Source organism: Streptomyces sedi (genome assembly GCF_006335015.1).
Classification (GTDB): Bacteria; Actinomycetota; Actinomycetes; order Streptomycetales; family Streptomycetaceae; genus Streptomyces; species Streptomyces sedi.
On sequence record NZ_VDGT01000026.1, the window covers coordinates 44,355 to 56,986 of the forward strand.

Genomic DNA, 12,632 nt, shown 5'->3' on the forward strand with positions numbered 1-12,632 from the left:
TGTGGACCGCCCCGGGGCGGGGGCTACTCCCACACGAAGGTCGACACGCTCTGTCCCGGCAACTCCGCCGTTAACGAGCCGCCGTTGACGCTCTCCTGGCCCTGGGCCGCGACGGTCCTGCTCGCGTCCGTCACCCAGGACGACACCGTCGAGGCGCCGCTCCCCACGACCGAGAAGGGCTGACTCACGGCGGAGCCGCCCTTGTTGACCGCCACCACGACCACCCGCGAGCCATCGCCCCGGTACGCGGAGGTGAACACGTCGGCCTCCGGGGAGGGCGTGGCGTCGACGCGCACATGACCGGGACGCACGAACCTGGCGAAGTGCGCCATGTTGGCGCCGCGCTTGCTGATCTGGCCGTCCTCGCGCATCGGGCCGTAACCGCGCCGGATGTACCACCACACATAGGCCTGGAAGTCGGCGTCCACCATCGCGTGGTGGATGTGCTCTCCCACGTCGAGCGCGTGCGGCCACAGGTCGGCGGAGTCGCTGCTGTTCGGGTGGTAGACCTCCGTCATCCACAACTCCTTCCCGGCGCCGCGCTGTTGGAAGAGCGGGTAGGGGAAGTCGCCGTACGGCGTGCCGTAGAGGTGGGCGCCGAGGATGTCCATGTTGGCCAGCGCCTGGGAGTCGTCGAGGATCGGGTCGGAGATGTTCTTCAGGTACTGGAAGGACTCCGGCGCGATCACCCGGGTGTCGATCGAGCCGGCGTGCTCGCGCATGAAGCGGAGCAGTTCATCCGGAGTCCACCATGTCCAGTCGTGCGCGTAGTCCGGCTCGTTCTGCACGGAGATGGCGTACAGGTCCACTCCGTTGTCCCTCATGAACGCGGTGAAGTCGTTGAGATGCTGGGCGTAGGCCCCGTACATGTCGTGGCGCAGGCGCCTGGCGTCCTGCTGGTCGCCTCGGACGAACGTCTCGACCATGTGCGCCGGCGGGTTCCACGGCGAGGCGAAGACCGTCGCGCCCAGCTCCTGGGCGCGGCGGGCCGTCGCCACCTCGCCCGCCCAGTTCGACGAGGTCTCGTCCACCGGCATCCGCAGCATCGAGAAGCCCAACTGCCCCTCGCCGGCCCCGAAGGCGGTCTCCCGTTGGGCGGCCGTGAGGTCGCCGATCCAGGGGGTGTGGTTCATCCCGCCGAAGCCCCGGATCGTCTGCCGCTCGGCCGACGGGTCGATCACGACCTCGCCGGCCGCCCGCGTGGCCGCCCGCGCCCCCGAGGCGGCCAGCACCGGCGCCGCGACGGCGGCGACGGGCAGCGCGCCGAGCGAGGCGAGCACCGTTCTGCGGCTCGGTCGCCTCGGACCCCCGCCGCCGTCCCCGGTTCCACCCTGCTGTGCCGTCATGACGCCCCTTTCCGGACGCGAGGCCCGTTCGCTCGTCCCGACCCGCCTGGTGCTTCACCCGCTGCCTTCACCCCGCAGACGCTTGGGAGCGCTCCCAAACGCGCCCGCGGGTCGGCCCTCATCCGTCCTGCCGCAGCCGCATGTTCGGTATCACGAATAGCGTGCGGGGTCCCGGATGTCTGGCACGCTAACGACAGCCCGGCGGGCGGTCAATACGCGGCGCAGGCGCTTTCTGCTGGCGGCACGTGGTCGTTCTCCGGAGCGATTTGGTCACGCGGGGGAAGCGCCGTCTCAACGGGGCGCGGGAGGGGTGGCCCGCCGTTGGGCGGGTCTGTCTTTCCGGCCGCGATTGACGCTCGACTGGCATGAGTGGTTGACTACTCACATGCAGAGGGAACGTGCTCGCCAACTGTCCACCGCGGAAGAGCGCCGCCAGACGGTGTTGCGCACCGCGCTGAGCGCCTTCGCGGCGCGCGGCTACTGGGGTACCACCACGACCGAGGTGGCCAGGGCCGCCGGCATCTCCCAGGCGTATGTGTACCGGCTCTTCCCCAGCAAGGAGGCGCTGTTCGTCGCGGTCGTCGAGCACTGCTTCGTGCGGGTGCGGGCCAGTCTGGAGCGGGGTGTCGCCGAGGCCGAGGGGAGTGGTCCCGAGGTCGTGCTGTCCGTCATGGGGGACGCCTACTCCCGGCTGATCAGCGACAACGACCTGATGCTGATCCAGCTGCACGCCCAGGCCGCCGCCGTGTCGGAGCCGGCCGTGCGGGAGGCCGTGCGGCAGGGGTACGCCCGGCTTGTCGAGTACGTGCGTGGCGCGTCCGGTGGCGGCGAGGAGCAGGTGCAGGAGTTCTTCGCCCGCGGGATGCTGTGCCATCTGATCGTCTCCGCCGGGGCCGACACGGTCGACGCCCCGTGGACGCGCACGTTGTCGATGGGCATCAGGCACCACTGAGGGCCCCTCGTCTCCCGGCCTCGGCGGGGCGCTTCGCGCGGCCCGCCCTTCTTTTGCACCTTCGAGTGAGTGGTTAACCACACATGGATGATTCGCAGCGGGTGGCCACCCGCCCGGGCGCCGCGCTCGCGGTCCTGGCGGGAGCGCAGTTCACCGTCATGCTCGCCACGTCGATCGTGAACGTGGCCCTGCCGCAGATCCGCGCCGGCGTCGGGCTGTCCGACAGCGGGACGACCTGGGTGGTCAACGCCTACGGACTGGCGTTCGGCGTGCTGCTGTTGGCGGGCGGACGCGCCGCCGACCTGTGGGGCCGCCGCCGGGTCCTGCTGGTGGGCACGGCGGTGTTCGTCGTCTCGTCACTCGCTGCCGGGCTCGCCGCCTCGCCCGCCGCGCTGATCGCCGCGCGGGCGGCACAGGGGGTGGGGGCGGCCGTGATCGCGCCCTCCGCGCTGGCTCTGGTGATGAGCCTGTTCCCGCCCGGCCCCGCCCGGGGCAGGGCCCTGGGCGTGTGGGGCGCGGTCTCGGGAGCGGGGGCGGCGGCCGGGGTTCTGCTCGGCGGCGCCCTCACCGAGGTGTGGGGCTGGCCCTGGATCTTCCACGTCACCGCGGCGGGCGCGTTCCTGGTGCTGGTCGCCGTCGCCCTCCACATACCGCGGGTGCCCGCCGTGGACGCCGGGCGGTTCGACCTGGCCGGCACCCTCACCGTCACGCTCGCCCTCACCGCCGCCGTGTGGGGGCTGACCACCGCCCGCGTCTCGGGCTGGACGGACGCCCGCGTGCTCGGCGTCCTCGCCCTCACCGCCGTCCTCCTCGTGGCCTTCGCCCTCGTCGAGCGCCGCCACCGTGCTCCGCTCGTCCCGCCGAGGCTGTTCGCCGGGGGGCAGGTCGTGGCAGGCAACGTCCTCATGGCGCTGCTCGGCTCGGTGTGGATCGCGCTGTTCTTCTTCCTCCCCCTCTACCAGCAGCAGGTGCTCGGCTCCGGCCCGCTGGCCACAGGGCTTGGCCAACTCCCGCTCGCCGCCGCGAACATGCTCGGCTCCACGCTGTCCCCGCACGTGGCCAGGCGGGTCGGGGCCGGGGCGGCGGTGGCGGGCGCCCTGCTCGTCGAGGCGGGTGGGCTGCTGTGGCTGTCGCGGATCAGCCCCGACGGCGGCTACGTCGCCGACGTCCTCGGCCCCAGTGTGTTGATCGGCCTGGGGCTGGGCGCGGCGTTCGTCCAGCTGACCGCGCTGTCCGTCGGGGGCGCCCCGCCGGCGGACGCCGGAGTGGCAGGCGGCCTGGTGAACACGACCCGGCAGGTCGGCGGCGCGGTCGGCCTCGCCGTCCTGGCCACCCTCGCCGGCTCCCGCACCGCCGACGTGGCGACACACCTGCCGCGGGTGGAGGCGCTGACCGCCGGCTACCGCCTGGCGTTCGGCGTCTCGGCGGCGGTGATCGCCGGCGCGGCACTCCTGGCCCTCCTCTCCCTCCGGCGCACCGCGGCCCCCGACCGCCGAGCACACGACCGCGACCGCCGAGCACCTGCCCCCGACCGCCGAGCACACGACCGCGACCGCCGAGCACCGGCCCCCGACCACCCACCACACACCGATGACCGCTGACCGCATCCGCCCTGACCGCGTATCCGGAAACGAAAGGCATCCCTCATGACCAGCAAGCCCTACCTGACCGGCCACTTCGAGCCCGCCGTCGACGAGATCTCCGCCACCGCGCTCTCCGTCGACGGCACCCTCCCGCCTGAGCTGACCGGCCGACTGGTCCGCAACGGCCACAACCCCAAGCCCGGCGTCACGCCGACCCACTGGTTCAAGGGCAGCGGCATGGTGCACGGCATCCGGCTGCGCGACGGGCGGGCCGAGTGGTACCGCAACCGTTGGGTCCGCACCCCCGCCCTCGACGGCGCCCCCTACATGACCGAGAACGGCCCCGACCTGACCGCCAGCACCGCGGGCACCCACATCGTCGAGCACGCGGGACGCCTCCTCGCGCTGTGCGAGGCGAACTTCCCCTTCGCGCTCACCCCCGACCTGGACACCGTCGGCGCCTACGACTTCGACGGCAAGCTGCGCGGCGCGATGACCGCCCACCCCAAGACCGACCCGGTCACCGGCGAGCTGCACTTCTTCGGCTCCTCGCCCTTCCCGCCGTATCTGCTCCACTACGTCGCCGACGCCCACGGCCAGGTCACCCACAGCGCCGAGGTTCCGGGCGCCACGGCCTCCCTCAAGCACGACTTCGCCCTCACCCAGCACCACGTGGTGTTCGTCGAGGGCACCGTCACCTTCGACGCCAACGAACACTCCGGCATCCCCTACGGCTGGGACGACCACCAGCCCGCCCGCATCGGCGTCATGCCCCGGGGCCGCGGCGGCGCCGCGCGCATCCGCTGGTTCCCCGTCGAGCCCGGCAGCGCGCTGCACGTCGTCAACGCCTACGAGGACGCCCGGGGCCGCGTCGTCCTGGAGGCGCCCACCGTGGACCGCGAGGGCTTCCGCCTCTCCTGGAACTGGTGGGTCGGCGCGCCCGACCGGGGCGCCGAGCCCGTCGTCCGTTCCCTCACCCGCCGCTGGGTGGTCGACCTGGCGGCGGGCGCCGTCAGCGAGGAGACGGTGGACGACCTGGCGGTCGAGTTCCCGACCCTCAACGACGCGTTCGTCGGCACCGAGAACCGTTACCAGTACGCCGTCTCCTTCCCCGACGCGGGCGGTCGCGGCGGCTACGGCGTCGTCAAGTACGACCGGGCGACCGGCGCGCGGCTCATCCACGAGGCGGGAGACGCGCGGCTGCCCAGCGAGGCGGTCTTCGTCCCGGCCGCCGGCGCGACGGGGGAGGACGACGGCTACCTGCTCACCGTCGTCTCCGACCTGAAGCAGAACGCCTCCCAGCTGCTCGTCCTCGACGCCTCGGGGCTCGACCCGATAGCCACCGTCCACCTGCCGCGCCGGGTCACGGCCGGCATCCACGGCTCGTGGATCCCCGACACCGCCCTGGAAGGCGGCGCCTCCGACTGAACCCGCGAACGCCGAACGGGGGCCGTCCCGGCAGGGGGCGTCCCCCGTTCGGCGCGGGGCGCACCGCCCGACCGGCCGGCGGGTGACCGGCCCCGGCCGGGGCCGGCCCCTGTCGTCGGCGTCGCGTCAGACCGTCTTGACGGAGCCGCCGTCGATCAGCAGGTCCGAGCCGGACATGCTGGCCGCCAGCGGCGAGGCGAGGTAGGCGACGGCCGTGGCGACCTCGGACGGTTCCAGCAGGCGGCCGGTCGTCATGCCCGACATGGCCGGGAGCCGCGCCAGCAGCTGCTCCTGGCTCACCCCCATGGAGCGGGCCAGCTCCCCGCCGTAGCCCTCGGGGCTGTCCAGCAGCGCGGTGCGTACCGCGCCCGGCGAGATGGTGTTGACGCGCAGGCCCTGCGGTCCGAACTCCTCCGCCAGCGCCTTGCCGAAGGCGGTCAGCGCGGCCTTCGCCGTGGTGTAGGGGACGGGGCCCGCGTGGGGCATCCGGGCGCTGTTGGAGGAGACGTTGACCAGCGCCCCGCAGCGGCGCAGCAGGCTGGGCAGCGCCGCCCGGCTGGTCCGCACGGCGGCCAGGAAGTTCAGGTCGAAGGACCGCTGCCACTGCTGGTCGGTGAAGGAGAGGAAGCCGCCGGTCTGGCCCCCTCCGCTGTCGCCGCCGCCGACGTTGTTGACGAGCAGGTCGAGGTCGCCGAGTTCGGTGGTGGCGCGGTCGACGAGCTGGGCGGGGGCGCCGGGGTCCACCAGGTCCAACGGTATGGCCAGGGCGCCGGTCTCCTTCAGCTCCGGGGTGATGGTGCGGGCGGCAGCCGCCACGCGCACGCCTTCGGCGGTGAGTGCTCGGACGATGGCCAGTCCGATGCCGCGGCTCGCGCCGGTGACCACGGCGGCGGTGTTCGTCAGCCGCAGATCCATGGGGGCACTCCTGTCGTGACGAAGAACTAGTCGCGACTTTCGCGACGCCTTAAATGTAGTAGTCGCGTCACAGTGTTGCAAGTTCTCCGTGAGATGCGTCCCGATGTAGTGTGTGCCCCATGGAGGGGCCCATGGAGACGAGGAGGCGCCCGCTGCGCGCCGACGCGGAGCGGACGGTGCGGACGATCCTGGAGGCCGCCGAACGCACGCTGGCCGCCGACCCGGCGGCGACCATGGAGCAGGTCGCGGCGGCGGCCGGGGTGGCCCGCACCACCGTGCACCGGCGCTTCGCCACCCGCGAGGCGCTGGTCGAGGCGCTGGCGGCCTGGGCGACCGAGCAGTTCCACCAGGCGGTGGAGTCGGCCCGCCCGCTCACCTCCCCGCCGTTGGTCGCTCTGCACCAGGTGACCGTCAACGTCCTCCAGGTGAAGATCGGCTGGAGCTTCGCGATGAGCCGCACCGCTCCGTCCGACCCCGAGACGGCGCGGGTCCATGTCGACGTCCTGGCCCGGTGCGACGAGCTCTTCCGCCGCACGCGGGAGGCCGGCCTGCTGGCCCCGGACGCCGACCTGGAGTGGACCCGCCGGGTCTACTACGCCCTGATCCACGAGGCGGCCGAAGAGGGGCGCGAGGCCGTCGACACCGGCGACCTCGGCGCCATCGACCAGCTGGCGGCACGTGTGGTGGACACCCTGCTCCACGGGGTCGGGGCACCCGGTTAGACCGTGACGCGCGGGCCGTTCGTGGCCGCGCCCGTCCGTTCCCGACGCCGGCTCGGTGAGGGCCGCCGCTCGGGCCGGGCTCCGTTCCGCCACCACCCCGCCCACCGGCGGAGGCGCGCCACCCGGAGCGCGTGGCGCCCCCTCGCGGCCCGGGTCTGACCCTCTCGGTGCACCGCGGCCCGCCACCGCCGCCGAGAGGAACGTGACCCGGGCCGTCGAGGCGCCGGCTCGCCGCGCCCGCCCCCGTGCGGCGCGGCTGCCGAGACATGGGCGCCGTGGGTCCGGCGCGTCACCTGCGGTGCGTCACCTGCGGTAGTGCTGAGCCACCGCCCTGAAGGCGGCCTTGGGCTCCCACTCCATGTCGGGGTAGGTCTCTCCCCGGCGCCCTTCGAGGAGCTTGACGATGCCCAGGCCGGCGCGGTCCAGGTCGTCCCTGGGGTCGCCGTCGGGGCGGTGCGGATAGCCCGGCAGGGAGAACAGGAACACGAACGCGCTGTCCACGCCCTCCGTTTCGAAGATCTCCAGCAGTTCGCTCAGATACGCGGCCTGGCCTTCCTCGTCGCGCTCGTACACGCCGTTCAGCCGCACCGGGGCCCTGGTCTCGGGGTCGTGCTCGACCACTTCCAGCACCCGCCCGCCGCGGTCGCCGGCGCCGCGGTAGGCGGCGGTGCCGAAGCCGGTGATCGCGAGCGGCTTGGAGCCCTGGGCCAGGGTGCGCACCGCCTCCCGGAAGCGGTCGGCGACCTCGGCGGAGCGCAGCAGCTCGAACGTCACCATGTCGAAGAGGTCCCAGTCGACGTGCTCGAACTGGATGGCCGCGTAGGTGAGCCTGCCCTGGAAACGCTCGCGGATCCTGGCCGCCGCCTCGCTGAGGAACGCGTTGATGCGCACGCCGAGTTCGCCGATCGCCTCGGCTCGCCGCTCGGGCTGGCTCAGCAGATGCCCGACCCGTTCCTCGGGGCTGTCGCCGGTCAGGAAGCCGTGGTTCATCACGCTCAGCTCGACCCCGGCGACGAACACGACGGTGGCCCCCTGCCGCCGCAGCCGTTCCGCCCGCTCGGCGCAGTCGCGGAAGAGCGCGAGGATCTCCTCGGGCTTCAGCTCCAGCGGATAGGGCGAGAACCAGACCTCCAGGCCGAGTTCGGCGGCAGCCCCGGCGGCCATCTCCAGGCGGGAGGGGTCGCCACCGATGATCTGGACGGCGTCGCAGTGCAGGTCGTCGCGGATGATGGCGAGTTCGCGCCGGACCACGGCGGGGTCGAAGTGCTCACGGGACGTCTGCCCGTGCACGACGAATCCGGTGTCGTAGGTCATTCCTCTTGCGCGCATGGTGACGCCTCTCCGTCGGTCGCGGGTCGGTCGCGGTCGATCCCTGTGGGGGAACGGTCGTTCTCGGACGGGGACGAGGCTGACAGGAAAAATGCGCGCACGCAAGTTTACGTGCGCGTAACTTTGCGCGGGCGTAGCTTCGTGTGGAACGCTGACACCGTGACGTCACCACCGCCGGGGCTGCGGGAGCGCAAGAAGCGGGCCACGCGCGAGGCGCTGCGCGAAGCCGCCCTGCGCCTGGCCGTGGAGCACGGACCGGACCGGGTGCGGGTCGAGGACATCGCCGAAGCGGCCGGGGTGTCGCCGCGCACCTACAACAACTACTTCGCCAGCCGCGAGCAGGCGATCGTCTCCGCCGTGACCGCGGACCGGGAGGCCGGCATCGCGGCGGCGGTCGCGGCGCGGGGCGCGGGAGTGCGGCTGGCGGACGCCGTCACCGAGGCGGTGGTCGAGCAGTACACCCACACCGGCGAGCGCGCGCAGCGGGCGCTGCTGCTGATCACCGCCCGCACCGCGCTGCGCGACGCCTTCCTCGACGCCACCGCCGACATCGAGCCACCCCTCACCGAGGTGATCGCCGATCGCCTGCGCGACGCCGCCGGGGCGCACACCGCCCGCGTGCTCGCGGCAAGCGCCGCCGCGGCGGTGCGCGTCGCGCTGGAGGGCTGGCTCCGGCCGCCCGAAGGCGCGGAGGCCGCCGGCGGGTTGGGCGCCGGCGGGCTGGTCGTGACCTCGGGCTCGCTGCCCGACCAGCTCCGCGAGGCGCTGGCCCCCCTCGCACCCGCGTTCGACGCGGCCGAGCGGCGCACCCGGCGGTGAGGGCCGGGGGGCGCCGGACGGCCGGTCGGCGACGGCGACGGCGATGCTGACGGCGACTCATGCGGAGAGTGGTGGGAGAACGTGCGACAGAAGTACTCGCCTATACCGGAGTTGAACCTTCTCAGGGAGTTCGAGGAAGGACTCGGGCCGGTCTTCTACTCGGACGGTTTCGAGCTGAGTGAGTTCGGCGCGGACGCCGGTCTCCACACATGGTCGGACGACCCCGAGTTCGTCGGTCGTTTTCTCCCCTTCGCGCTGGCCAACGGTTCCGGTTCCTGCTACGCCCTGTGGCGGTGCGACGAGCGGGCCGAACTCGCCTCGCTCCCCGTCGTCTTCGTCGGCGACGAGGGCGAGCTGTATGTGATCGCACGTTGCCTGACGGAACTGTTCCAGCTGCTCGCCCTCGACAGCGAGCCGATATCCGACGTCGGATTCGTCGGCGCGGAGCGCGACATCGAGGAGCACAGCGAGGGCCACGAGGAGTTCGTCGACTGGCTGCGGCGAACCTTCGGACTGGGCCCGCCGGAGGACGTCGACGCGCTCTGGGCCGAACGCGAGGCGCTCGACGACCGGTTCAGGGCGTGGGCGGGGAACTTCGTCGCGTTGCCGGAGCGTTGAGGGAAGCGCTTCCGCAAGACGGGCGTCCCCACGGCGTCGCTCCGGGGCGCCGGTCTGCCGGACGGATTGTCAGTGGCGACTGCGAGACTCACGTCCGGGAGGTAGTCGTGAACCACACCTATTCCGTCGATGACTTTCTCGTGCACTCCGAGCACTGTGCTCAGAAGGCGGAGGACTTGCTCGATCTGGACTGGGACGAGCACTGGGACATCGCGGTCCGTGTGTATCTGCTGGACCGGTGGCTCCGCGAGGACGATTCCGGGAGGCTTGCCGTCAGCACGGCGTTGCGCGTCGATCAGGAGGACGTCGGGCTGGAAACGGACGACTTGGAGGACAGCGGGCTGTTTCGCGGCGGCGCCTCTGACGGCGCGCCGTGGCGGATTCCTCGCGGCTGCCGTTCCGTGCCGGTGGCCGTCGCCGCCTCCACCGTGGGTCGGGCCGTGCTCGCCGGGGGAGAGGCACCGTCGTCCCGGGTCGCACTGCTCGCCGAGAACCTGCGCGAGACGATCGCGGCGGTGGCGGAGGAGGCGGTACTGGTGACGGTGGAAGACCCCGCCACCGGCGCGCTCGCCTCAGGCGAGACGCATGTGGTTCTGCGGGGGACTCTCTGGGCCACACCGGCCATCCGCGTCAGCGTCATACCTCGCGTCTCCTCTGTATCCCGCATACCGGGTGAGCCGCACACCGCCGGCTCGGGCGAGGGAAGGGGCGAGGGGGGACTCGACCCGGCGTGTGTCCTCGTGGGGTGCGCGCTCGGGGCCCGTCTCGCGCCGGAGGAGCACCGGCTTGCGGAGGGGAGAACACGCGCCGTCTGTGCGGGGACGGTGCTGGCCGCGCTTCAGGAGTGTGACGGGCGCGCCGCCTTCAAGGTCGACTGGCGGCCCCACGGGATCGAGCCGGGACGTCACGACGATCCCGTCGCCGTGCGTGCCTGGTGGGAGAAGACCACCTGGCGTGAGCGGTACACCGAGGATCATGTGGAGATCTACTACGACTACGGCGCGGGTGACTGGATCGGGAAACACACCCATCTGGCGCCCACTGCGGAGGAACTGGCGGCCCTGGACGGCGAGCACGCCGAGGAAGCCGAGGACGACTGGCTGGGGGCACGCATCCTCGACCTCGGCGAGCCCGGTGAGACGCCAGTCGGGTCCTGGATCCTGGGCGAGCCCATGAGCTTCCTGGGCCCGCACGCCTTTTCGGCCGAGGTCGAGGCGCTGCGCCGGACTCTGGCAGCCGGCCTCCGGGACGGCGAGCTGTCCGCCGCCCTGCTGGAGGAGCTACTCATCCGACCTGTGGCGAGGGTCGGCGGCTCCCAGCACCAGGTGGCGGTCTGGGCCGACGCGGACGAGGACGGGGCGTTCTGGCCGACCTTCGACGGCGGGCTTGACCGCTACGAGGACGCGCGGCGGCTCCTGGTCGTCGGACCGACCGAAGCGCTCTACATCGTCTTCAGGGGGGAGATGGGCGAATGAAAGCCCCGCTTGGGAGGAACGCAACGAGACCGGCTGGTAGTGACAGTCGAACGTTTTCCTCCCGCGTGTGTCGGTAGGGCTCCTTGCCATGGAAGGTCCACGGAGCGTGGGGCGGCTGGCACTTTTCGACCTGGATGACACGCTCGTCGATCGCGGCCGGGGATTCGCGCGGTGGGCCCGCGAGTTCGCCCTCTCCCGGGGGTGGGGGGAACGCGAGGAACGGTGGTTGCTGGCGAGCGATCAGGAAAGCACGGGCGGCCGGCGGGAGTTCTTCGGGCGGGTGCGGGAGGAGTTCGGGCTGGCCGAGTCCGCCGACGAGTTGTGGGCCGGGTACCGGTCCCGAATGCCGGACCTGGTGGTCTGTCCACCGGAGACGTTGAACGGACTGACCGCCCTCCGGCGCGCCGGCTGGCGGGTCGGCGTCGTCACCAACGGGGCGCACGACAACCAGTCGGCGAAGATCGAACGCACCGGGATCGGCGCTGTCGTCGACGGTTTCTGCACCTCGGGGGAACTCGGGATCCGCAAGCCCGACGCGCGCGTCTTCCGCGTGGCGGCCGAGCGATGCGGCGCGGACCTCGCGCGCGGTGGATGGATGGTGGGCGACCACCCGACGGACGACATCGCCGGGGGCCGCGCGGCCGGCCTCCACACGGTCTGGATCACCCACGGCCGCCCCCGCCCCGCCGGCACCCCGGCGGAGCTGGAGGCGGCCGACGCGACGGAGGCGATCGCCCTGCTCGGGCGGCGGAGCTGAGCCGGGTGAAGAGCGCGAGGGTTTCGCGTAGGCGAGGGCGTTCGATAATCCTCGGGAAGGGTGGATATCCCCAGGCGACGGAGGAGCCGCGTGCCCCACGAGGACCACGTCCCCACGTTCGACGGTACCGAGCGCGTCGAGGTGCGGACGTTGCGGGACGTGCCCGGTGTCATCGCCGTGGCCCACGAGTTGGGGTACGCGCTGACGACCCACCGGGTGCAGGGCACCGGAGGGCCGATCCTGCTGCGCTTCGTCCGCGACGACGGTGAGCCCGCCCGGGCGCGCGCCGCGTGGGCGCGCTATCACTACGGGGTCAACGGCGCCTGGTGGGCGACCGCGTGGCCGCCGCACGCGCCGCCGGGGTCGCTCGCGCCGCGCGAGGCCGCGAAGTACCGGCTCAAGCTCTTCCTGCTGACGCGGTACCCGCTTCGGCAGGTCAGGGCGCGGGTGGCGGCGCTGAGCGCGGCGCTCGTGGCCGTCGCGGTGTGGCTGCTCTTCGTGGCGTGGGTGCTGATCCCGTTCTGCGTGGCGCTGGCCGCGCTGTACGTGGTGGCCAACCCGGTCTCGGCGGGCCGGCGCGCCACGCGGGAGGCGGAGTACCGGACGGTGTTGAGCCGGTTCGAGGCGCAGCGGGTCTACTGGAGTCACGAGGGCGCGGGCTGAGGCTCTGGCGGGTGAACGCTCTGGG

12 protein-coding genes are annotated in these 12,632 nt (G+C 72.6%); 9 read left to right on the plus strand and 3 right to left on the minus strand.

Translation table 11 applies throughout. The annotated features are described in order from the left end of the window. Positions 1–23: 23 nt before the first annotated feature. Positions 24–1,346, minus strand: a complete 1,323-nt coding sequence (gene xynC, locus FH715_RS25470; protein ID WP_139649370.1) for a glucuronoarabinoxylan endo-1,4-beta-xylanase XynC — start codon at positions 1,344–1,346, stop codon at positions 24–26. A 385-nt stretch (positions 1,347–1,731) separates the two neighbouring features. On the opposite strand from xynC, the gene FH715_RS25475 reads away from it, so the two are divergent. The 3 genes from FH715_RS25475 (at position 1,732) to FH715_RS25485 (ending at position 5,309) form a co-directional block, all read left to right on the plus strand. After that, positions 1,732–2,298 (plus strand): TetR/AcrR family transcriptional regulator, encoded by a 567-nt coding sequence (locus FH715_RS25475; RefSeq protein ID WP_139649373.1) that lies wholly within the window; start codon positions 1,732–1,734, stop codon positions 2,296–2,298. Positions 2,299–2,381: 83 nt separating this feature from the next. Continuing rightward, on the plus strand, positions 2,382–3,899 hold the full coding sequence (locus tag FH715_RS25480; protein WP_139649374.1) for an MFS transporter: 1,518 nt from the start codon (positions 2,382–2,384) through the stop codon (positions 3,897–3,899). 45 nt (positions 3,900–3,944) lie between these two features. Continuing rightward, positions 3,945–5,309 carry a carotenoid oxygenase family protein gene (locus FH715_RS25485; protein WP_139649376.1) on the plus strand — a complete coding sequence of 455 codons (1,365 nt, stop codon included), beginning with the start codon at positions 3,945–3,947 and terminating at the stop codon, positions 5,307–5,309. Positions 5,310–5,435: 126 nt separating this feature from the next. Here the strand turns inward: FH715_RS25485 and FH715_RS25490 are convergent, their stop codons facing one another. Beyond that, complete coding sequence (locus FH715_RS25490) at positions 5,436–6,224, minus strand: SDR family NAD(P)-dependent oxidoreductase (RefSeq protein ID WP_139649378.1); 789 nt, start codon at positions 6,222–6,224, stop codon at positions 5,436–5,438. 131 nt (positions 6,225–6,355) lie between these two features. Between FH715_RS25490 and FH715_RS25495 the strand changes: the two genes are divergently transcribed. Next, a complete protein-coding gene (locus FH715_RS25495; RefSeq protein WP_139649380.1) occupies positions 6,356–6,946 on the plus strand; it encodes a TetR/AcrR family transcriptional regulator in 591 nt (196 codons plus the stop codon). 303 nt (positions 6,947–7,249) lie between these two features. On the opposite strand, the gene FH715_RS25500 is transcribed toward FH715_RS25495, so the two are convergent. Next, positions 7,250–8,275 carry a glycoside hydrolase family 113 protein gene (locus FH715_RS25500; protein ID WP_246108976.1) on the minus strand — a complete coding sequence of 342 codons (1,026 nt, stop codon included), beginning with the start codon at positions 8,273–8,275 and terminating at the stop codon, positions 7,250–7,252. Positions 8,276–8,434: 159 nt separating this feature from the next. Between FH715_RS25500 and FH715_RS25505 the strand changes: the two genes are divergently transcribed. The 5 genes from FH715_RS25505 to FH715_RS28410 all read left to right on the plus strand — a co-directional run bounded on the left by FH715_RS25505 (position 8,435) and on the right by FH715_RS28410 (position 12,607). Next, positions 8,435–9,094, plus strand: coding sequence for a TetR/AcrR family transcriptional regulator (locus FH715_RS25505; RefSeq protein WP_139649382.1), 660 nt, complete (start codon positions 8,435–8,437; stop codon positions 9,092–9,094). 81 nt (positions 9,095–9,175) lie between these two features. After that, positions 9,176–9,712 carry a hypothetical protein gene (locus FH715_RS25510; RefSeq protein WP_139649384.1) on the plus strand — a complete coding sequence of 179 codons (537 nt, stop codon included), beginning with the start codon at positions 9,176–9,178 and terminating at the stop codon, positions 9,710–9,712. A 107-nt stretch (positions 9,713–9,819) separates the two neighbouring features. Beyond that, a complete protein-coding gene (locus FH715_RS25515; protein WP_139649386.1) occupies positions 9,820–11,187 on the plus strand; it encodes a hypothetical protein in 1,368 nt (455 codons plus the stop codon). An 88-nt stretch (positions 11,188–11,275) separates the two neighbouring features. Next, positions 11,276–11,944: an HAD family hydrolase gene (locus FH715_RS25520; RefSeq protein WP_139649388.1), complete on the plus strand. Its 669-nt coding sequence runs from the start codon at positions 11,276–11,278 to the stop codon at positions 11,942–11,944. A gap of 90 nt (positions 11,945–12,034) precedes the next feature. Beyond that, on the plus strand, positions 12,035–12,607 hold the full coding sequence (locus tag FH715_RS28410; protein ID WP_170184826.1) for a hypothetical protein: 573 nt from the start codon (positions 12,035–12,037) through the stop codon (positions 12,605–12,607). The last annotated feature ends 25 nt before the right edge of the window (positions 12,608–12,632 follow it).

Coding starts and splice junctions, on each gene's coding strand:
- FH715_RS25480 (WP_139649374.1), top strand. CDS start 2,382: ATGGATGATTCGCAGCGGGTGGCCACCCGCCCGGGCGCCGCGCTCGCG.
- FH715_RS25475 (WP_139649373.1), top strand. CDS start 1,732: ATGCAGAGGGAACGTGCTCGCCAACTGTCCACCGCGGAAGAGCGCCGC.
- FH715_RS25495 (WP_139649380.1), top strand. CDS start 6,356: ATGGAGACGAGGAGGCGCCCGCTGCGCGCCGACGCGGAGCGGACGGTG.
- xynC (WP_139649370.1), bottom strand. CDS start 1,346: ATGACGGCACAGCAGGGTGGAACCGGGGACGGCGGCGGGGGTCCGAGG.
- FH715_RS25520 (WP_139649388.1), top strand. CDS start 11,276: ATGGAAGGTCCACGGAGCGTGGGGCGGCTGGCACTTTTCGACCTGGAT.
- FH715_RS25490 (WP_139649378.1), bottom strand. CDS start 6,224: ATGGATCTGCGGCTGACGAACACCGCCGCCGTGGTCACCGGCGCGAGC.
- FH715_RS25500 (WP_246108976.1), bottom strand. CDS start 8,275: ATGCGCGCAAGAGGAATGACCTACGACACCGGATTCGTCGTGCACGGG.
- FH715_RS25485 (WP_139649376.1), top strand. CDS start 3,945: ATGACCAGCAAGCCCTACCTGACCGGCCACTTCGAGCCCGCCGTCGAC.